Source organism: Pseudomonas sp. PME37.24/025 (assembly GCF_055556615.1).
In genome coordinates this window covers 1-20,310 of record NZ_JBVHNK010000012.1, presented here as the reverse complement: position 1 = coordinate 20,310, position 20,310 = coordinate 1, and the positions used below count along the sequence as shown (strand labels likewise).

The window sequence follows — 20,310 nt, the reverse complement described above, 5'->3', positions numbered from 1 at the left end:
ATGGCGATTCGTGTGCAGCCCACGCCGTTCGACCCGGGCGCTGAAGTCAACGCCATGCACGCGGCTAATGTGGGCGTCGGCGCGGTGGTGAGTTTTGTCGGCTACGTGCGCGACTTCAATGACGGCCTCGACGTCGCCGGGATGTTCCTTGAGCACTACCCGGGCATGACCGAAAAAGCCCTGGGCAAGATTGCCGTGGAGGCCGAGCAGCGCTGGCCGCTGTTGAAACTGGAAGTGTTGCACCGCATCGGCGCGCTGGAGCCGGGCGAGCCGATCGTCTTCGTCGGCGCCGCCAGCGCTCACCGTCAGGCGGCGTTCGATGCCTGTGCCTTTGTCATGGACTACCTGAAAACCCGCGCGCCGTTCTGGAAGAAAGAAAACACCGGTGATGGGCCGCGTTGGGTGGAAGGGCGTGACAGCGATCATGCGGCGGCAGATCGGTGGAAGCAGTAGCAACCGATCCGTCTTCACGGGTTCGATTCTTGAAAAACACTAGAAAGTTAATCCGTTCTTAACCGGTTTATCGTTTATTCCCGATGTTGGTTTGTGGCGAGCGAGCTTGCTCGCGTTGGGCTGCGTAGCGGCCCCAAATATCTGAGTGCTACGCACTCAAGCGGGAGCAAGCTCCCTCGCCACAGGTTTCTCACTGGCTCAAGACTCTCGTAAGTGCGCAGCATTGCCACCCGAAGGCCGGTTTCAGGGGCGGCCAAGGCTCTCAAAGGTCAGGGCCTGCGTGTAGACTTCCGGGCAACCGATATCAGATCGACAACGGTCGCATTGCCGCCAGTTGGCATATCGAAGAAGACAACATCAGCTTGATGCAGCAGCTGCAAGCGCAGCCGCCGACGAGCTGATCCACGGACACAAAAGGGAAACGCGATGAGCGAGGAAACGATGCGGTTGGGACGTGAACGGCGCTATCTGGTGTTGCTGGGCATAATTTGCCTGGCGCTGATCGGTGGCGCGCTGTACATGCAAGTGGCTCTGGGCGAGGCGCCATGCCCGCTGTGCATCCTGCAACGCTACGCATTGTTGCTGGTTGCGCTGTTTGCCTTTATCGGCGCGGCGATGCGCACCCGCCGCAGCGTCACGCTGTTCGAGGTGTTGGTGGTGATCTGCGCCATTGCAGGCGCCGGGGTGGCCGGGCATCACGTCTATACCCAGTTTTACCCGGCGGTCAGTTGCGGCATTGATGTGCTGCAACCCATCGTCGATGGTCTGCCGCTGGCGAAGATCTTCCCGCTGGGCTTCCAGGTCGACGGTTTTTGCTCCACGCCGTACCCGCCGATCCTGGGCTTGTCCCTGGCACAGTGGGCGCTGCTGTCGTTCGTGCTGATCGTGGTGCTGGTGCCGCTGCTCACTTCGCGCAACCGCAAAGCGCTGCGCTGAGGCTTTACGCCGTACCGTTGCAGGAAACAAAAAAAACGCCCCGGTTCTCGTTGAGAGGCCGGGGCGTTTTGCATATTCGCAGGTCAGGTAAAAAGACCTTGATGCTCGACAAGAAAGGGTGTGACACGTGTGCGACATGTTGTCACAGCTTGAGTGTCGCAAGGCATTTCAAATCGCTGATTCAGGGCATCGCTTCGCACTAAAAACCAGCTCTTCCAGGCGCTGCCGGTTTCAGCGCTCGTCAGTCGAAACAGGCAGTTTTAACAGGGCCTGGCGAATTGCCAAAGCCCTTGTCACATAGGGGGTAGAGCTGGGTCTAAGGCGAGCACAGAGCCTTGGAAACTGTCTGAACTTCGTGTGGTAGACCTACATTTTTTGGTGTTTTTGTTGAGAATGGATTTCGATACCATGGCGCACTTTTGCAAAAGCCGTTAATGATTGTTGCTGGATCGGATAAAAATTATTTCGGGATGAGACATGGTTTATGAATCGTTACATATCTACAATCGCCCGCACTGAATTCCCGGCACTGCTCACCCTTACTCAGGTGCATGAGCAGAACTAGGGTGTCGAGAGGCCTGATGGCTTCATGCGACTCCCAGGTGTCGGTGCCTTCCGACTATCCGCACCAAATGGAATTGGTCTGTAACAAGGCCCTTGACCACGAATTCGAATAAGAACTCACCGCAGGCCCAGCAATTGTCGAACAGCGTCTGACGCGCGACGGGCAGGCCCTTATTCAATCCAAGAAAAATGCCAACCCTTGGCAGGGTGAAGTGTTGGCGATCAAAACCCAACTGCATTGCGCAAGCTGCTTTAGAGGTCGTGAGATGAGTAAAAACAGGTACCCCAGACTACTAGGCTTATTGCCGCTGCTCGGCACGTTGTTGCTGGGAGGCTGCAACATGACCTTGCTCGATCCCAAGGGCCAGGTCGGCCTGGATGAGCGAAACCTGATCATCACCGCAACGCTGCTGATGCTGTTGGTCGTCGTGCCGGTTATCTTCATGACCTTCGCGTTCGCCTGGAAATACCGCGCTTCCAACAAGGACGCCGTCTACACGCCAAAATGGTCGCACTCCACCAAGATCGAAATCGCGGTGTGGACTATTCCGGTACTGATCATCATTGCCCTGGGTTACGTCACCTACAAATCGACCCACGCACTGGATCCTTACAAGCCACTGGAATCCGACGTCAAGCCAATCACCATTGAAGTGGTCGCGCTGGACTGGAAGTGGCTGTTCATCTACCCGGAACAAGGCATCGCCACGGTCAACAAGATCGTGTTCCCGGCGCACACCCCGATCAACTTCAAGATCACTTCCGACGCTGTGATGAACTCGTTCTTCATCCCAGCTCTGGGCGGCCAGATCTACGCGATGGCGGGCATGCAGACCAAACTGCACCTGATCGCCAACCAGAACGCTGAGATGGACGGTATCTCCGCCAACTACAGCGGCGCGGGTTTCACCGGTATGAAGTTCAAAGCTATCGCCACCTCTCAGGAAGATTTCGATGCCTGGGTAAGCGAAGTCAAAAAGGCACCTAAACAGCTTGAAAAAGCTGAATACGAAGCCCTTGCCAAGCAAAGCCAGAACAACCCAGTCGAGCTCTACTCCTCGTTCACGCCGAACCTGTTCCAGACCATCGTCGACAAGTACGAAGGCATGAAACCAGGCAAGCCGATGCATCACGAGAAGAAAGACAAAGAAGTGGCCCATATGGAAGGGATGGACATGAGTTCGCATTCAGCTGCCGGGGCAGAGGAGTAAACGATGTTTGGTAAATTAAGTTGGGAAGCGGTCCCGTTCCACGAACCGATCGTGATGATAACCATCGCCATGATCGCGCTCGGTGGTCTGGCGCTGTTCGCTGCAATCACCTACTTCAAGAAGTGGACTTATTTGTGGACCGAGTGGTTGACCTCGGTCGACCACAAGAAAATCGGCGTGATGTACATCATCGTCGCCATGGTCATGCTGCTGCGCGGTTTTGCCGACGCCATCATGATGCGTACCCAGTTGGCCATGGCCACCGAGGGTTCGCCTGGCTACCTGCCACCTGAACACTATGACCAGATCTTCACCGCTCACGGTGTGATCATGATCATCTTCATGGCGATGCCATTCTTCACCGGCCTGATGAACCTTGCAGTGCCGTTGCAGATCGGCGCGCGTGACGTTGCCTACCCGTTCCTGAACTCCCTGAGCTTCTGGCTGCTGGTTTCCGGCGTAGTGCTGATCAACCTGTCCCTGGGCGTTGGCGAATTCGCCAAGACCGGTTGGGTTGCTTATCCGCCGCTGTCGGGCCTGCAATACAGCCCGGGCGTGGGGATGGATTACTACATCTGGGCGCTACAGCTATCCGGGTTAGGTACGACGCTGACGGGGGTCAACTTCCTGGCCACCGTTCTGAAAATGCGTACCCCTGGCATGAAGCTGATGGACATGCCGATCTTCACCTGGACCTGCACCTGGGCCAACGTCCTGATCGTGGCTTCGTTCCCGATCCTGACCGCTACCCTGGCACTGCTGACGCTTGACCGTTACATGGATTTCCACATTTTCACCAATGAACTTGGTGGCAATCCAATGATGTACGTCAACCTGTTCTGGGCTTGGGGTCACCCCGAGGTTTACATCCTGATTCTGCCGGCGTTCGGGATCTTCTCCGAAGTCATCTCGACCTTCACCGGCAAGCGTCTGTTCGGCCACCACTCGATGGTCTACGCATCGGGCGCGATCTCGATCCTGGGCTTCATGGTTTGGCTGCACCACTTCTTCACCATGGGTTCGGGTGCCAGCGTCAACGCCTTCTTCGGTCTGGCGACGATGCTGATTTCGATCCCGACGGGGGTGAAGCTATTCAACTGGCTGTTCACCATCTACCAGGGCCGTCTGCGTTTCACCAGCCAGGTGCTGTGGACCCTGGGCTTCATGGTGACCTTCGCTATCGGCGGCATGACCGGCGTACTGCTGGCCATCCCGGGTGCTGACTTCGTCCTGCACAATAGCCTGTTCGTGATCGCGCACTTCCATAACGTGATCATCGGCGGCGCGGTATTCGGTTACATCGCAGGTTTCGCCTTCTACTTCCCGAAAGCGTTCGGCTTCAAGCTGCACGAAGGCTGGGGCAAGGCAGCGTTCTGGTTCTGGATCACCGGCTTCTTCGTCGCATTCATGCCGCTCTACGTACTGGGCTTCATGGGCATGACCCGTCGTCTGAACGCCACCACCAACCCTGAGTGGGTACCGTACCTGTACGTTGCCATGTTCGGTGCGGTGATGATTGCCTTCGGTATCGCCTGCCAGCTGATCCAGCTGTACGTCAGCGTGCGTGATCGCAACAAGCCAGAGAACATGTGCGAACACGGCGACCCGTGGAATGCCCACACGCTGGAGTGGTCGACCTCGTCGCCACCACCGTTCTACAACTTTGCCGTGCTGCCGAAAGCAGACAGCATCGACCCGTTCACCGAAGCCAAGGAAAACGGCACCGCGTACAAGGCCCCGGCCCGGTACGAGCCGATCCACATGCCAAACAACACCGCGACCGGTGTGGTCATGGGGGCTCTGTTGACCGTGTTCGGTTTCGCGATGATCTGGCACATCTGGTGGCTGGCAATCGCTGGCCTGGCCGGCACCGTGATCTACTTCGTGATCCACGCGGCCCGTGATGATCAAGGCTATATGGTGCCGGTCGACGTGATCGAGCGCATCGAAGCCGAGCAGCACAAGCGTCTGGTAGCGGCCGGGAAAGTTCCAGCCACCGCCACCCGTGTTGAAACCTCGTTGGAACAGGCTTAAACCATGTCGAACTTAGTGACCAATGCTGGACACACCCATGTCGATGGACATGGGCATGATGACCATCACCACGACTCGGGCGAGATGACCGTATTCGGTTTCTGGCTCTACCTGATGACCGACTGCATCCTGTTTGCGTCGATCTTCGCGGCGTACGCGGTACTGGTTAACAACGTAGCGGGTGGCCCGTCGGGCCACGACATCTTCGAACTGCCATACGTACTGGGCGAAACCGCTCTGCTGCTGTTCAGTTCGATCACCTACGGCTTCGCCATGCTGGCGTTGTTCAAGGGCAAGAAGAACCAGGTCCTGGGCTGGCTGGCCCTGACCTTCATGTTCGGTGCCGGCTTCATCGGCATGGAGATCAACGAGTTCCACATGCTGATCTCCGAGGGCTTCGGTCCTAGCCGCAGCGGCTTCCTGTCCGGGTTCTTCACCCTGGTCGGCACCCACGGTCTGCACGTGACCAGCGGTCTGATCTGGATGGCGATCATGATGTACCAGGTGCAGAAAAACGGCCTGACGGCGACCAACAAGACCCGTCTGAGCTGCCTGAGTCTGTTCTGGCACTTCCTGGACGTGGTGTGGATCTGCGTATTCACCGTTGTTTATCTGATGGGGACTATGTAAATGGCTAACGCTCATTCCCATGATAGCCACGACGCCGGCCACGGCAGCGTCAAATCCTATGCTATCGGTTTCATCCTGTCGGTGATCCTGACCGTCATTCCTTTCGGCCTGGTGATGTACCCGTCGCTGCCGAAAGCCCTGACCCTGTGGATCGTACTGGCCTTCGCAGTCATCCAGGTGCTGGTGCACCTGGTGTACTTCCTCCACCTGGACCGTTCGGCGGCGCAGCGTAACAACGTCATTGCGTTTGTTTTCGCCGCGATCGTAATCGTCCTGTTGGTAGGCTTGTCGCTGTGGATCATGTTCAGCATCCACACCAACATGATGGCGCACTGAGGTAAGTCCGGATGTCCTTGAAGCACTTTATCCAAATCACCAAACCGGGGATCATTTTCGGTAACGTGCTTTCAGTGGCAGGCGGATTTTTCCTGGCCTCCAAAGGGCATGTCGATCTGGCCATCTTCCTGGCCGCCATGATCGGCACGTCCCTGGTGGTGGCTTCCGGTTGCGTGTTCAACAATTGCATCGACCGCGACATCGACCTGAAGATGGAACGCACCAAGAACCGGGTGCTGGTCCAGGGTTTGATCTCCCTGAAACTGGCCCTGGTTTTTGCGACCATCCTTGGTGTTTTCGGCGTTGCACTGTTGTACAAGGTGGCCAACCCGTTGGCTGCACTGTTCGCGGTGATCGGTTTTGTCATCTACGTCGGCTTCTACAGCCTGTACCTCAAGCGCAAGTCGGTTCACGGCACGCTAGTGGGCAGTCTGTCGGGAGCGATGCCGCCGGTGATTGGCTACGTCGCTGTGACTAACAGCTTCGACATGGCCGCACTGACGCTGTTGGTGATGTTCAGTCTGTGGCAGATGCCGCATTCCTACGCCATCGCAATCTTCCGCTTCAACGATTACCTGGCCGCATCGATTCCGGTGTTGCCGGTGAAGCGCGGGATTCAAGTGGCCAAGAAGCACATCCTGCTCTACATCCTGGCGTTCCTCGTGGCGACCTTGATGCTGACCTTCAGCGGCTACGCCGGCATGAGCTACCTCGCCGTCGCCGCTGCCATGGGCATGTACTGGTTGTACATGGCCTGGACCGGTTACAAGGCAGTGGATGACACGGTCTGGGCACGCAAGCTGTTCGTGTTCTCGATCTTCACCATTACTGCGTTGAGCGTGATGATGTCGCTGGATTTTAAAGTGCCGAGTGAGCTGTTGCTGACTTACGCGCCTTAAGCTTCGGATGCTGTAAAGAACAGCCCCGCCTTCGAGAGAATGGCGGGGCTTTTTGTTGGGTTCTATTTGACGGACCGTGTCGTCCCTATCGCGAGCAGGCTCGCTCCCACACTGGATCGGTGTTGTCGCCACTTTTGTGCTCGACGCTGAACCCCTGTGGGAGCGAGCCTGCTCGCGATGGGTGCTCCGCAGTGCATCAGAAAAAATGTTAATCAGGCGAACAGGTAATAAAAATCCCCGCTCTGATGGCGGGGATTTTTATGTGCAGCGTTGAGCGTTACTGCGCGGCGATGCTGTAGCCGTCGAACGCGGTTTGTTGCTGAAGCGCGGTGATGATGTTCTTGCGGTTGACCGCTTGTTCGGCTCCGGCATTGTCCAGGAACGTTTCGCTTTCCAGCTCCGCTTCTTCGCCTTCGCCGACGAAAGTGAAGCCCAGGAATTCCAGGGCTTCACGGTCAACGTTCAGGCGCGAGCGCGGGGTGCGCAGGGGCAGGGTGACGCTGATGCCGTCTTTGCTGATGGTGAACACTTCGACTTCTTTTTTGGTGCGAGCCGCTTTGCTCTTGCCGCTGCTTGGGTTGCTGATGGCTTGGTGGGTCTGGTTCAGTACCTTCAGCGCCAGGCCATAAACGATTTCCTGAAATGCCGGGTCGTCCTTGAAGCTGGACAGAATGCGGCTGATCGAGAATTTGCTGCTCAGATCTTCCAGGGCGGCGATGTCGGCTGCTTCGGCGTCTTTCAGTTGCTTGAGTTCGCCCATCAAATCGTAGGCTTTGTCGTCGTCGAAGCTGTCATGAGCCTGGCGAATCGCGGCGCGCAGCTCGCGGATCTGGTCGCTTTCCCGGGTGGATTGAAAAGCGTCCAGGACCATCTCGCTGATCGTCTTGGCCTGAGGCACATGCTGTGAAAGATTGATGGAGTTTTCGTATTCCGCTTTGGACGACAAGGTGACTACGGATTCAGCGGTATTGGAATCGGACATTGAAATTTCACTACTTCTTTAACTTGGATTGAGGCGAGAAAGCACGAGGCCTTTTCAGGCCGCCTAATCTATTGGACCGAGGCTGTGTTGTCACGGATGAACAGGCGGCTGGTCAGCATTTTTGCCAACGCTGTCGACTATTGCCCCATCGAATTTATATTCATCGAGCGAACCACCCATTGTTCCGCCGTTTGCTCATCTACCGGCAAGGAGAAGCGAAAGGTCGCGCCGCGTCCGGGCACATCGATCAATTCGATCTCGCGACCGTGCAATTGCAGGATCCGGTGCACGATCCGCAGCCCCAGTCCTCCATCGCGTCGTGCGCCGCCAATGTTGAACGGACGCAGGAACAGACCTTCGCGTAACTCGGGGGCGATGCCGGGGCCGGTGTCGCTGACGGTTACTTCGATGAAAGGCCCTTGAGGGCGCAGGCTGAGTTCGATTTCTCCGCCCGGGGGAGTATGGCGCAGGGCGTTGTCGACCAGATTGGTCAGCACCCGCTCGATCAGCCCCAGGTCGGCACAGGCCACCGCGACGTTGGGGGCGAAGCTGGCCTTGAGTTCAATCTGGCGCGCTTCGGCGCTGAGCTCGAATTTCTGAAAGATGTCCTGCACCAGATCGGTCAGGGAGAAGCGCTCCGGCACCGGTTGCACGAAACCGTGCTCCAGTCGCACCAGTTCCAACAATGATTGCGCCAGGCCGCCAACCTTGCGGCTTTGATCCAGGGCGATCCCCAGATAGCGGCGGCGGTCGGCGGGGGACAACGTGGCGTCCTTGAGCGACAGGGTTTCCAGGTAACCGTGCAACGAGGCCAGCGGTGTGCGCAGGTCGTGGGAGATGTTCGCCACCAGTTCGCGACGCTCCTGATCCTGGCGGGTCAGCGAGCGCCATTGTTCGCCGAGGCGCGCTTGCATCTGTCGGAAGGCGGCGTCGAGTACGGCAATTTCATCGTGGCTGGCGGCCTTTTCTACCGGCTCTGGCTCGGGCGAGACGGGCTGCTCCGACGGAACGCCATTGATATCGAACTGACTGACTTTCTCGGTCAAGCGGCGCAATGGCCGGGTGATCAGGCCAAATGCCGTGAGGCCGGCAATCAGGCAGAGCAACGCTACCAGCCCAATGGATAACAATGCGGTATTGAGCGCTGCGCTGGTGGCGCCGCGTTCGGCGAAGCGGTCGCGCTCTTCGCTCAGCAACACCACATAGAGATAACCGGCCGATTGACCATTGACCCGCAATGGCGCGGCGCTGAAAACCTTGCTGCCATCGACGCTGCGCGGATCGTCGCCGAGAATCGGAAGGGCCTCGCCTTTGAGCAAACGCTGGATCGGCGCCAGATCGACTCGTTCCCGGCGTATTCGGCCTTCGGGCGCGGCGCTGCCGACAATTCGCCCCCCGGTGTCCAGCAGATAGACCTCGACACTTGGGTTGACCAGCATCAGCTGGCTGAACAATTCGCGCACGGCATTGGGCATCGGGCCATTGCGGTCCATCAGCACGGTGTCGTGGGCAATGTGTTGCGCCAGATCCCGCGACAACCCCTGCACCACTTCCAGTTCATGCATGTGGTTGGAGCGCACCTGCATCCATGCCGAGGTACCGCAGCACACCAGCAACAGCACGGCGAACACCAGGGACAGGCGTTGGGTCAGGGTCAATCTCATGGCTGCTCTCCGCTCGTCGCGAATTTGTAACCACGACCCCACACCGTGAGGATGCGCGCCGGTTGCGCCGGATCGGTCTCGATCTTGGCCCGCAGGCGGTTGATGTGGGTGTTGACCGTGTGCTCGTAGCCTTCATGGCTATAGCCCCACACAGCGTTGAGCAGGTCCATGCGCGAGAAGACCTTGCCGGGCTGGCGGACGAAAAAGTACAGCAGGTCGAACTCTCGGGGCGTGAGGTCAAGACGACGGCCATCGAGGGATACTTCACGTGTGATCGGGTCGATGGACAGGCCATCGCTGATCAGGCTGCCAGCGTCCATTTTCAGGTTACGGGCCATGGCGTCGACCCGTCGCAGTAATGCCTTGACCCGTGCCACCAGTTCTAGAATGGAAAAGGGTTTGGCCAAGTAGTCGTCGGCACCGAGTTCCAGCCCCAGAATTCGATGGACCTCGCTGGAGCGTGCACTGGTGATGATGATCGGTGTGTAGCGAGCCATGGCCCGGGCGCGGCGGCAGATTTCCAGGCCGTCGACGCCGGGCAACATCAGGTCGAGGATCAGTGCATCCCAGCTTCCTTGCTGCAGCAGTCGCATGCCCTCATCGCCGTCGGCGCAGTGCACCACCTCGAACTGCTCATCACGAAGATGCAGACAGATAAGGTCGGCGATATGCAGGTCGTCCTCGACCACCAGGACGCGTTTGGTCTGTTCCATGGAGCTCAATCCTTTGTGACGCAATGAACACATTGTGCGGGTTTTCCTGAGGCTGAGTTATCACGAATTGTTTAACTCCTCGTGAGGATTTGGCGATCAACTCAAGCCTAGGCTGTGTTCCATGCAAGGCACCTGGAATTTTGGAGAAGGCCCATGTTTTCACGGCGACAGTTTCTTGTAGCAAGCGGCGGGCTGGGGGCTGCAGCCCTGGTGATCGGTGTATTGCCAAAATTTTCCGCAAGCGTTGCATTGGTCGACGAGGCCCGCGCGGTCGAGGTTTTTGAAGTGACTCACAGCGATAGCGAATGGCGCGCACTGCTTAGCTTCGAGCAGTACGAGATCCTGCGCGAAGAGGGCACCGAACGGGCCTACAGCAGCCCGCTGAACAATGAGCATCGGAAAGGCGTTTTCGCCTGCGCCGGTTGTGATCTGCCGTTGTTTTCTTCCGACACCAAGTTCGACAGCCGCACTGGATGGCCGAGTTTCTGGGCGCCGCTCGGCAACGCGGTGGCCACCCGTCAGGACCGCTCCTTCGGCGTGCTGCGCGAAGAGGTCCACTGTCGCCGTTGCGGCGGTCACTTGGGGCATGTTTTCGAGGATGGGCCAAAGCCCACCGGTCTGCGCTATTGCATGAATGGCCTGGCGCTGACTTTCAAGCCACAGGCGTAATCCATGGGCACTTCCTTTCACTCACTTCACGCAGGTCGTCGTTATGTGGCTTCTGGTCCTCGCTTATCTCGGTGGTGTGCTGACGATCGTCAGCCCGTGCATTCTGCCGGTATTGCCCTTTGTCTTCGCTCGCACCGGGCAGCCGTTTATGAAGAGTGGCTTGCCGCTGCTGGCGGGGATGGCGCTGACCTTCGCGCTCGTCGCCTCGTTGGCGGCGGTGGGCGGCGGCTGGGTGGTGCAAGTCAATCAGTACGGTCGCTGGCTCGCGTTGCTGTTCGTTGCACTGTTCGGGCTGACGCTGTTGCTGCCTCGGTTGGCCGAGCGCCTGACGCGTCCACTGGTGGCGGCCGGCGGTCGGCTGTCGGAAGCCGCCGCTGCCGGTACCCGGCCGCGTCCCGGCGCTTCGTTGCTGATCGGTGTCGCCACGGGCCTGCTCTGGGCGCCCTGCGCCGGGCCGATTCTGGGCCTGCTGTTGACTGGCGCGGCGCTGCAAGGGGCAAACATCGCCACCACACTGTTGTTACTGGCTTACGCGGCCGGTGCCGCCACCTCTCTCGCCGCGGCACTGCTGCTGGGCGGTAAAGTCTTCGCCGCGATGAAACGCTCGATAGGCGCAGGCGAGTGGCTGCGTCGAGGTTTGGGAGTCGCGATGCTGGCCGGTGTGGCGGCGATCGCTTTGGGGCTGGATACGGGGATTCTGGCGCGGGTCTCGACAGCCTCCACCGGCGGCATCGAGCAGGCGTTGGTCAGCCGGTTGGTCGATAAGTTGCCGACCGACAGTGGGGCAATGATGTCGCAGATTCCACGGGGCGGCGATCAACCCGCCGGCAGCATGAAAATGACCGCCAAGATACCGGGCGAACTGCCGATTGAAGGCAACCTTCCATCGCTGGACGGCGCTGTGCAATGGCTCAATTCACCCCCTCTCACTGCCCAAGCCTTGAAGGGCAAGGTTGTGCTGGTGGATTTTTGGACTTACTCCTGCATCAACTGCCTGCGCACCCTGCCGTATGTGAAGGCCTGGGCCGAGAAGTATCGCGATCAGGGCTTGGTGGTGATCGGTGTTCATACGCCCGAGTTTGCCTTCGAACGTGATGTAGGCAACGTCACCAAAGCCATGAAAGACCTGGGCATCACTTATCCGGTGGCAATCGATAACGACTATAGGGTCTGGCGTGCTTTCAACAACCAATACTGGCCAGCCCACTATTTTGCCGATGCTCAGGGGCGCATTCGTTATCACCACTTTGGTGAAGGCAAATACGCCGAATCGGAGCGAGTGATTCAGCAACTGCTGCGTGAAGCGGGCGCCGCGAAGGTCGCGGACGGGCTGATCAATGCTCGCGCCGAGGGTGTTCAGCTCGCCCCGGACATGAGTGAAGTGCAATCGCCGGAAACCTATGTCGGTTACCGACGGGCGGAGCATTTCGCCGCTGAAACCGATTTGGTGCCGGACAAGGTGGGGGTCTACAGCCCGCCGTCACAATTGGCCCTCAATGATTGGAGTCTGGACGGTCAATGGACTGTCGGTCCGGAGCGGGCCGTTTCAAACGCGCCGGCCAGTCGTATCGTCTACCGCTTCCACGCTCGCGATTTGCATCTGGTACTGGGCCCCGGTGCTGACGGTAAACCGGTGCGTTTCAAAGTGTTGATTGACGGCAAGCCCCCAGGTGATGCCCACGGTGTCGACGTGGCGCCCGATGGCAGCGGCAGCGTTACCGAGCAGCGGTTGTATCAACTGGTACGCCAGACCGCAGGCGTAACGGACCGGACGTTCAGCATTGAGTTTCTCGATCCCGGTGTGTCGGCGTATGCGTTTACGTTCGGTTGATAGCCTCATTCATTCTGGAGACAGCCCATGAAAACCTCATTCAACTGGCATCGCACCCTGCTGGGATTGGCCGCCGCCAGTGTTATCGGTCAGTGCGCAGCGTTCTCGTTCGGAGGCACCGAAGAGGCAGTCGTCATTCCGCCACCAACCCTCGACGCGAACACTCAAGCTCACAGCGAGACGGCGGTTTTTGCCGGCGGTTGCTTCTGGGGCGTCCAAGGGGTGTTTCAACACGTCAAAGGGGTGAAGAACGCCGTCTCCGGTTACGCGGGCGGCTCAGCCGACACCGCTCAGTATGAGCGGGTCAGCAATGGCGATACCGGTCATGCGGAGGCCGTCGAAGTCACCTTCGATCCCGCTCAAGTCAGCTATGGCAGTCTGTTGCAGATATATTTCTCGGTTGCCCACAACCCCACCGAACTCAACCGCCAGGGGCCGGATCGCGGCACCCAGTATCGATCGGCGCTTTTCCTGAAAAGCGCTGAACAGCAACGCGTCGCCCAGGCCTACATCGCACAACTCGACGCCACCCATTCGTTCAACAAACCCATCGTCACCAAACTGGAAACCTACAACGGCTTCTACCCGGCGGAGGAGGAACATCAGGACTTCCTGACCGAGCACCCGACGTATCCCTACATCGTGATCAATGACCTGCCGAAGGTGGCGCAGTTGAAGCAGCTGTATCCGGATAGGTATCAGGCGAAACCGGTGTTGGTGAAGACTGGTCAATAGCGCATTGGCTACTTCAAGCGTGAGCGTTCCATGGTAATGGTCGACGTTTCAAAGCCCAGCTTTGAAAAGAAATCCGAAGCGCCTTCACGGCCTGTTCGCAGAACCCAGGTAATGGCGGTGTTGTCGCCCATGACATGCTCAACCAGCGCGCGACCGATGCCTTCACGTCGAGTTTGCCTGCACACGACAACCATCGAAAGATAACCGTTGGATAAACCGTCGGTGATACCTCGGGCAAACCCGACGATGTGGGAGTCCTTTATCGCAAGAGCTGTACATTGGGAATTAGCGATCAACTGAGCGAAATATTCAAATGAGCCGGTGCGGTGAGCCCACCCATTCTCGCCAAGAAAAAGTCGCACGGACCCCACGTCCGAGGGCTGCACATTACGGATAAGCACGGGAGCATTCATCATGAAATCACATTCTTGCCCGCAATCTTCGACCGATACAGCGCCTGATCAGCTCTTGCCAGCAGCCCGGTCTGTTGTTCTTCTTCAAAGCGTTGCACCACGCCAAAACTCATGGTCACTTGATAGTCCCCGACCGGCAGCAGGCTCGAAAGGCCATGGCGGATTCTTTCAGCGAGCGCCCTGGCGTCGGCCAACAAGGTATTAGGCAGGATCATGATGAATTCGTCGCCTCCCCAACGGGCCAACAAATCACCTTCACGCACGTAGTACTTAACGCTCTCGATCACCTGCACCAACGCCGCATCACCCAGGGCATGGCCGTAGTGATCGTTGATGTTCTTGAAATCATCGATGTCCATGGCGATCAGCGATAGGGGCTGACGAAAGCGTTGGGCGCGGTCGCATTCCTGGGGCAGGGCTTTTTCCAGCCGATAGCGATTGGCGATGGAGGTGAGCACATCGGTTTCCGCCAGTTTGCGATTCTCTTCGAGTTGAATCTGCAACTGTTGATTAACCCGAGACAATTCCCGGGTGCGTTCTTCGACGATAGCTTCGAGGGATTGATTGCGCCGTTCCATTTCTTCGAACAAGCGTTTCTTGTCTTCGATACTGCGGTGCGCGCCGACCATTCGTGCCACCGAGCCGTCAGCATTACGTGCCAGCACGTAGCCGCGATCTTCGATCCAGGTGTAAGTGCCATCCCGCATGCGGCAGCGATACTCGGCCTGATAGCCGGGTGCACGCTGCTTCAGGTAGTCATCAAACAGCGCCATGACTCGTGAATAATCGTCGGGATGGATCACGTTTTCCCAGGTCAGCACGTTGTTATCCAGGGAATGAGGCGGATAGCCGAGCATCTCGTACCACCCGGGGTTGCGGTAGACGAACCCAGTGTTGGCATTCCAGTCCCAGATGCCATCGCTGACCAGTTCCAGAATGGTGTGTAACATGCCTTCGTTAAAATCTGACAGATTGAACTTCAACGGCTCGATATTCGATGCCTCACCCATCATCGGTCTCCCTGCCGAACTGATATCAACGTGACTCGCCAGTCGAGGAGATTAGTTCATGGGGTATTGCCACGGCTAGTGCTTGCCCCACCTCTGCAGCGCAAAGTCGACGAAGCTGCGCAATTTCGGCAAACGGTAGCGGTCTTGGGCGTACACCAGGTTCATTGGCCTACTTGGCAATTGGTAGTCCTGCATCAAGGCCACCAGTTTTCCGTCCTGAAGGTCCTGCTCCACCAAGGCATCGGGCACCATCACGATGCCCATCCCGGTTCGCGCCGCTTGATGCAGCCCCGCGGAGCTGTTGATCAGCATCGGTCCGCTGACCTCCACCATGACTTCGCCTTCGGGTCCCCTCAGGCGCCATAGTTTTGCTACCGAGTGCCAGTCATCTCCGGCCGGGTAGGCGAAGGCCAGGCAGTCATGGTGTTGCAGGTCGGTAGGTTTTTCCGGAGTGCCTCGGCGCACCAGATAGTCCTTCGAAGCGCACAGAGTCATTGTGTAGTCGATGAGCGGGCGGGCGATCATGTTGGACATCTCGGTAGTGCCCAAGCGAATCGCCACATCGAAACCGTTGTCGAGCAGATCCAGGCGCTGGTTGGTCAACACGACGTCGAGTTTGACCTGTGGACAGCGCAGCGTGAATTCGCTCAAGGCTGGTGCCAGTCGTTCGGTGCCGAAGGTCAGCGGGGCAGTGATGCGCAGAGTGCCGCTCGGTTCGTCCAGGGTCTGTTCGGCCAGGCGTTCGGAATCGGCCACCAGCCCCAATACCTCGAGACAACGCTGATAGTACGCCGTGCCGAATTCCGTCAGCCGCTGGCGTCGTGTCGTACGGTTGAGCAGGCGCACACCCAGACGTTGCTCCAGGGCCCGAAGATGATTGCCGACCATGGTCGTCGACATTTCGCACTGCAAAGCGGCGGCGGTCATGCTGCCGGCTTCCACCACTCTTACGTAAACGGTCATTGCCTGGAACAAATCCATTATCAAGCTCTGCTTTAAAATGATTGAAGTGTTGCAGTGTTTATCCAGCTCAGGTGGCTAACCATACTGCAAAAACACCGACTATTAATGGAGTTTGATGTCATGACCGCCGCCTGCCTGATGAGCACCTACCAACCCTTGGCCCTGAGTTTCAGCAAAGGCCTGGGCACGCGCTTGTGGGATCAGGCCGGTCGCGAATATCTGGACGCGGTGGCGGGCGTGGCGGTGACCAACGTCGGCCATTCCCATCCACGAATTGTGGCGGCCATCAGCGAACAGGCCGGTCTGCTGTTGCATACATCCAACCTGTACAGCATCGACTGGCAACAGCGACTGGCACAGAAACTGGTTCGGTTGTCTGGCATGGACCGGGCGTTCTTCAGCAACTCTGGCGCCGAAGCCAATGAAACCGCGCTGAAACTCGCGCGGCTTTACGGCTGGCACAAAGGCATCGAGCAGCCGCTGGTGGTGGTCATGGAAAACGCCTTTCACGGTCGTACTCTTGGCACTTTGTCCGCCAGTGACGGCCCGGCGGTGCGCCTGGGCTTTAACGAGTTGCCGGGGGATTTCATTAAAGTGCCGTTCGGCGACCTCGCGGCGTTGGAGGCGGTGCAACAAGCCCACGGGCGGCGCATCGTGGCGATCCTGATGGAGCCGATTCAGGGCGAAAGCGGTGTGCAAATGGCGCCGTCCGGTTATCTCAAGGGGGTGCGTGAACTTTGCAACCGGCACGCCTGGCTTCTGATGCTCGATGAAATCCAGACTGGCATCGGCCGCACCGGCCACTGGTTTGCGTTCCAGCACGAAGGCATCATTCCAGACGTCATGAGCCTGGCCAAAGGCCTGGGCAACGGCATCCCTATTGGTGCCTGTCTGGCCCGGGGCAAAGCAGCCGACCTGTTTACCCCCGGCAGCCACGGCAGCACGTTCGGCGGCAATCCGCTGGCGTGCCGCGTCGGTTGCACCGTGCTGGAGATCATTGAAGAACAAGGGCTGCTGGAGAATGCCAAACTGCAGGGAGAACGCTTGCTCGCCAGATTGCGCATCGAATTGGCCGATGACCCCAACGTTCTGGCGATTCGCGGCCAGGGTTTGATGATCGGCATTGAACTCAAACAACCGATTCGCGACCTGACCCTGATAGCAGCCCGCGATCACGGCTTGCTGATCAACGTGACACGGGGAAAAACCATTCGCCTGCTGCCACCGCTGACGATCGATGAGCGGGAAGTGGAGATGATTGTCAGAGGCGTTAGTCGGGCGGTGAGCGCAGCCTGACCTTTCTTGGATGAATGCATTCCCCTGTAGGAGCAGCCTTCGGCAGCTCCTACAGAATCGGTATCTGCGTCAGTGAAATCAGGAACGATCAGTCGGTTTGTTGCATCGTACTGACGAAAATCGTGACTTCATCCCGATTCATCAGTTGAAGTTTCGAACCGCTAAACCCTTCGAACAAACGCTGATGCGCGGCAAATCCACTGGACTCTTCACGAGTACGATAGCTGCCGGCCCATTCCAGTAACGCTATCAGTAACTCGTCATGCTCATCGCTCTTTGCCTCTCGCTGGCGAATATGACTGACGCAGTCTTCGTCCATCAGGCATAGCCAGATCAGCGCCGTCGCCTGTTCCACAAGTTCGCTGACCATCCAGCCATACACACCCTCGATAACCCAACGATTTTTGCTCGCCGCCACACGTGCCATTCCCAATGCCTCGGCGCGGGGACGAGCGATGCTGTGTTCATCGGATATCCAGTGAATAAGGTCGAGATCGATCCAGGGCACTTGCAGGTGCTCGGCCAGTCGTTTGGCCAGCCAACTCTTGCCCGAGCCGGAGTTGCCGATGATCAGGGTTCGGGTGAGCTTCATGCTGTGCAGGTAATAATTGCTCATGGCAACTCGGGCAAAGTCATTCAACCGCTTCGGAAATTTCAGGCGCAATCATCCGCGTCTTCGGCGATCCATCCGCATTGAATTGATAAATATCCTGCGGCTGTCCCTTTTCATTGAAGAACACTTGGCCGATTCCTGCTGAGTTCCACAGCCGTTCCCCGGCTTCGGCGTGTTCGGGAATGTGCGGGACAATGCGCATGCGCCGGCGTTTGGTCAGCCAATTGAGGGGCGAGCGGGGCGAGTAGAGCCAGCGGTTGAGGCGGTCGAACCATTCGAGCAGAGCGGGCGGGAATTCGTTTTTGATGCCGCTGCTGGTGATCTGCCAGATGCGCGGGCCGGCCTTGCGGTGTCGGATCAATACTTCGTAGACGAAGGAATAATGCACATCGCCGGACAGCACCACGTAGTTTCCGGGAGTACGGGAGTGTCGGAAAATGTTCAGGATCACTTGGGCCGCGCCGCGATGGGCCATCCAGTTTTCGGCGTCCACCATCAATGGATAACCGCACCAGCTGAACACACGCTGCACGGTTTCGATCAGTTTGACCCCGAAGATCGGCGCGGGCGAAACAATGATTGCCGAGGGATGATCGAGCAATTCCTGCTGCAGTTCACTGAGGGCTTCCCAGTCCAGCAGACCCGACGGCTGCTTGAGAGTCATCTCGCTGCGCCAGCGCCGGGTTCGGGTGTCGAGCACCACCAGCGCCGGGCGAGTGGACAGCACGTAATGCCACTTCTGAAAACTCAGCAGCTCATCGATCAAATCATCCTGAACGTTGCTGTCGAGGTAATGGTCTTGCCCCGTGTCACTCAATAGACGGGTTTTTTCCAGCATGCTGCCAAATGCGTCCGGGTTGTTGCCCCAACCCTGGCACAACATATAAGCGAGCAGCGCGTTACCGATGATGCGCTTGGAGAACGGATGGCCGTAGGCCGTTTCCTCCCATTGCGCGGAAAGATTCCAGTCATCGGTAATATCGTGGTCATCGAAAATCATCAGGCACGGCAGATGCGCCATCGCTCGCCCCACACCACTCAGTCCTTTCTTGAACGCATCGATGCGCGTCTGCTCCAGGGCATAGCGCTTGCGTCGTTCGGGCGTGAGCGTCGGTGGTTGTGGCGCGATCAGTGTCCAGGACGTTGGCGACCATACTAATAGGTACATGGCCATGACCTCGGCGAAGGTCACCAGATGGTTGTCGGCGCTGCTACTGGTGAAAATCGGCTTACGCGCTCCCCCGAAAAATCGTTCGCGCAGGGTTTCGTTGCTCTCAAGCGCCGGTAACAAATCCGCACGATGGTAGTAGCTGGCTGGGTGTTCGTAGAGTTTGGCGCTATCGCTGACCACCGCACCGTCGAGGTGTTCGTCGAACAGCCCCAGACGCTCGATCAAGGCATGAATAGCCCGCAACATCGGCCCCGCGACATCATCCGCATACACCTGGTCGCCGCTCATCATTAATAGTGCGGGGCGCTTGCAAGCGTCCGGCTCGGACTCCAGCAACCGATCGACGCACAGCAAACCATCGGCCGCCGGATGGTGAGGTTTACGACAAGAACCATGCAGCAATTGATCGATGCGCGAGCGCAGCACGAAATTGGGGCAATGCGCTTCGCCGTACAGCAGATGCGGCGCCCACTCGGCGATGCCCGACGGCGTGCCATCCGCTTCGGTGATCAGCAGGTCGTACTCGATCAATGTGTCGCAGGGCAGAGCGGCATCCAGTGGCACATCTATCAAATGAATGAAGGCATGAGTACCGACCGGGATGATCGTGCATTGCCCTGCGTCGAGACGGATGTCGATTCCTTGCAGGCACAGCGTTAGCGGCAGCGCACGCGACCCCACCAGCCACAGCACCAGCCTCGTGGGTTCCAGGCGCCGTAATAGCGGGCCGACGAGGACCGGTGGCAAAGGAGAGTGATCGGCGGGCAATGGCAAAGATACGGGCATCCGGGTTCAAGGCTCTTGGTGCAGAGAGGCGGGCGATGATAGCGCGGCTGGTGGCGAGGATTGTCTGATAGCCAATGACTTATGCCTCAATCTGTAACAAGCGATGATCGCTCGCACAATACATCTGCCAGGGAAATGGTGACGCATGCTGGTTTCACCCTGTCCAGATCTGGGTGTGTCGATGAGTAAAAGCAAGGGCTGCTTATAGAAGCAGAAATCAGTACTCGCCTTGAGGGGCTTTGCTAAGGGGAAAATTAATCGCAACAGACGGTTGACCACGAAATAAAATGCTGTACTATTCGCCTCCCGCTAACGAGAGATCGAAAGCGCAAGTGGTTGAAGTTGCAAAGGAAACTTTGAAAACTTCTGAAAATAACCGCTTGACAGCAACAGAGGCTGCT

Annotated in this window: 19 protein-coding genes and 1 pseudogene; 12 read left to right on the top strand and 8 right to left on the bottom strand. The window is 58.0% G+C overall.

Annotated features, from left to right (window positions below):
- The 8 genes and pseudogenes from moaE (at position 1) to cyoE (ending at position 7,063) form a co-directional block, all read left to right on the top strand.
- Positions 1 to 453 carry a molybdopterin synthase catalytic subunit MoaE gene (gene moaE / locus ACZ3HH_RS21465; RefSeq protein WP_367374260.1) on the top strand — a complete coding sequence of 151 codons (453 nt, stop codon included), beginning with the start codon at positions 1 to 3 and terminating at the stop codon, positions 451 to 453.
- 243 nt (positions 454 to 696) lie between these two features.
- Positions 697 to 854 (top strand): annotated as a pseudogene (locus ACZ3HH_RS21460) (ester cyclase); the annotation flags it as partial.
- Between the two features lie 25 nt (positions 855 to 879).
- Positions 880 to 1,389, top strand: a complete 510-nt coding sequence (locus ACZ3HH_RS21455; RefSeq protein WP_367374261.1) for a disulfide bond formation protein B — start codon at positions 880 to 882, stop codon at positions 1,387 to 1,389.
- An 830-nt stretch (positions 1,390 to 2,219) separates the two neighbouring features.
- Positions 2,220 to 3,164 (top strand): ubiquinol oxidase subunit II, encoded by a 945-nt coding sequence (cyoA, locus tag ACZ3HH_RS21450; protein WP_367374262.1) that lies wholly within the window; start codon positions 2,220 to 2,222, stop codon positions 3,162 to 3,164.
- Positions 3,165 to 3,167: 3 nt separating this feature from the next.
- Complete coding sequence (gene cyoB / locus ACZ3HH_RS21445) at positions 3,168 to 5,198, top strand: cytochrome o ubiquinol oxidase subunit I (RefSeq protein ID WP_465807460.1); 2,031 nt, start codon at positions 3,168 to 3,170, stop codon at positions 5,196 to 5,198.
- 3 nt (positions 5,199 to 5,201) lie between these two features.
- Positions 5,202 to 5,828, top strand: a complete 627-nt coding sequence (locus ACZ3HH_RS21440; protein ID WP_192346092.1) for a cytochrome o ubiquinol oxidase subunit III — start codon at positions 5,202 to 5,204, stop codon at positions 5,826 to 5,828.
- The gene (cyoD, locus tag ACZ3HH_RS21435; protein WP_008025399.1) at positions 5,829 to 6,164 is read left to right on the top strand and encodes a cytochrome o ubiquinol oxidase subunit IV; all 336 of its coding nucleotides are present in this window, start codon (positions 5,829 to 5,831) and stop codon (positions 6,162 to 6,164) included.
- An 11-nt stretch (positions 6,165 to 6,175) separates the two neighbouring features.
- Positions 6,176 to 7,063 (top strand): heme o synthase, encoded by an 888-nt coding sequence (gene cyoE / locus ACZ3HH_RS21430; RefSeq protein WP_465807457.1) that lies wholly within the window; start codon positions 6,176 to 6,178, stop codon positions 7,061 to 7,063.
- Positions 7,064 to 7,340: 277 nt separating this feature from the next.
- Here cyoE and ACZ3HH_RS21425 read toward each other — a convergent pair whose 3' ends face one another.
- From ACZ3HH_RS21425 to ACZ3HH_RS21415, 3 genes are all read right to left on the bottom strand, one after another.
- A complete protein-coding gene (locus ACZ3HH_RS21425) occupies positions 7,341 to 8,045 on the bottom strand; it encodes a hypothetical protein (RefSeq protein ID WP_465807455.1) in 705 nt (234 codons plus the stop codon).
- Positions 8,046 to 8,182: 137 nt separating this feature from the next.
- Positions 8,183 to 9,709 (bottom strand): sensor histidine kinase, encoded by a 1,527-nt coding sequence (locus tag ACZ3HH_RS21420; RefSeq protein WP_465807453.1) that lies wholly within the window; start codon positions 9,707 to 9,709, stop codon positions 8,183 to 8,185.
- Positions 9,706 to 10,422 carry a response regulator transcription factor gene (locus ACZ3HH_RS21415; RefSeq protein WP_367374266.1) on the bottom strand — a complete coding sequence of 239 codons (717 nt, stop codon included), beginning with the start codon at positions 10,420 to 10,422 and terminating at the stop codon, positions 9,706 to 9,708. The genes ACZ3HH_RS21420 and ACZ3HH_RS21415 overlap by 4 nt, the downstream gene beginning before the upstream one ends.
- Before the next feature lie 153 nt (positions 10,423 to 10,575).
- Here ACZ3HH_RS21415 and msrB point away from each other — a divergent pair, with 153 nt between their 5' ends.
- From msrB to msrA, 3 genes are read left to right on the top strand one after another with little or no spacing between them, the layout of a single operon-like run.
- Positions 10,576 to 11,091, top strand: coding sequence for a peptide-methionine (R)-S-oxide reductase MsrB (msrB, locus tag ACZ3HH_RS21410; RefSeq protein ID WP_465807450.1), 516 nt, complete (start codon positions 10,576 to 10,578; stop codon positions 11,089 to 11,091).
- 43 nt (positions 11,092 to 11,134) lie between these two features.
- Positions 11,135 to 12,922 carry a cytochrome c biogenesis protein DipZ gene (locus ACZ3HH_RS21405; RefSeq protein ID WP_465807448.1) on the top strand — a complete coding sequence of 596 codons (1,788 nt, stop codon included), beginning with the start codon at positions 11,135 to 11,137 and terminating at the stop codon, positions 12,920 to 12,922.
- A gap of 27 nt (positions 12,923 to 12,949) precedes the next feature.
- On the top strand, positions 12,950 to 13,657 hold the full coding sequence (gene msrA / locus ACZ3HH_RS21400; protein ID WP_465807446.1) for a peptide-methionine (S)-S-oxide reductase MsrA: 708 nt from the start codon (positions 12,950 to 12,952) through the stop codon (positions 13,655 to 13,657).
- A gap of 8 nt (positions 13,658 to 13,665) precedes the next feature.
- Here the strand turns inward: msrA and ACZ3HH_RS21395 are convergent, their stop codons facing one another.
- The 3 genes from ACZ3HH_RS21395 to ACZ3HH_RS21385 all read right to left on the bottom strand — a co-directional run bounded on the left by ACZ3HH_RS21395 (position 13,666) and on the right by ACZ3HH_RS21385 (position 16,061).
- Positions 13,666 to 14,070, bottom strand: coding sequence for a GNAT family N-acetyltransferase (locus ACZ3HH_RS21395; RefSeq protein WP_465807867.1), 405 nt, complete (start codon positions 14,068 to 14,070; stop codon positions 13,666 to 13,668).
- Positions 14,070 to 15,080: a sensor domain-containing diguanylate cyclase gene (locus ACZ3HH_RS21390; RefSeq protein ID WP_465807444.1), complete on the bottom strand. Its 1,011-nt coding sequence runs from the start codon at positions 15,078 to 15,080 to the stop codon at positions 14,070 to 14,072. The genes ACZ3HH_RS21395 and ACZ3HH_RS21390 overlap by 1 nt, the downstream gene beginning before the upstream one ends.
- A 75-nt stretch (positions 15,081 to 15,155) precedes the next feature.
- Positions 15,156 to 16,061 carry a LysR family transcriptional regulator gene (locus tag ACZ3HH_RS21385; protein ID WP_465807442.1) on the bottom strand — a complete coding sequence of 302 codons (906 nt, stop codon included), beginning with the start codon at positions 16,059 to 16,061 and terminating at the stop codon, positions 15,156 to 15,158.
- Positions 16,062 to 16,163: 102 nt separating this feature from the next.
- Between ACZ3HH_RS21385 and ACZ3HH_RS21380 the strand changes: the two genes are divergently transcribed.
- Positions 16,164 to 17,339: an acetylornithine/succinylornithine family transaminase gene (locus ACZ3HH_RS21380; RefSeq protein WP_465807440.1), complete on the top strand. Its 1,176-nt coding sequence runs from the start codon at positions 16,164 to 16,166 to the stop codon at positions 17,337 to 17,339.
- Between the two features lie 88 nt (positions 17,340 to 17,427).
- On the opposite strand, the gene ACZ3HH_RS21375 is transcribed toward ACZ3HH_RS21380, so the two are convergent.
- Positions 17,428 to 17,955, bottom strand: a complete 528-nt coding sequence (locus tag ACZ3HH_RS21375) for a P-loop NTPase family protein (RefSeq protein ID WP_465807438.1) — start codon at positions 17,953 to 17,955, stop codon at positions 17,428 to 17,430.
- Positions 17,956 to 17,971: 16 nt separating this feature from the next.
- On the bottom strand, positions 17,972 to 19,909 hold the full coding sequence (locus ACZ3HH_RS21370; RefSeq protein ID WP_465807436.1) for an alkaline phosphatase D family protein: 1,938 nt from the start codon (positions 19,907 to 19,909) through the stop codon (positions 17,972 to 17,974).
- Positions 19,910 to 20,310 lie beyond the last annotated feature (401 nt).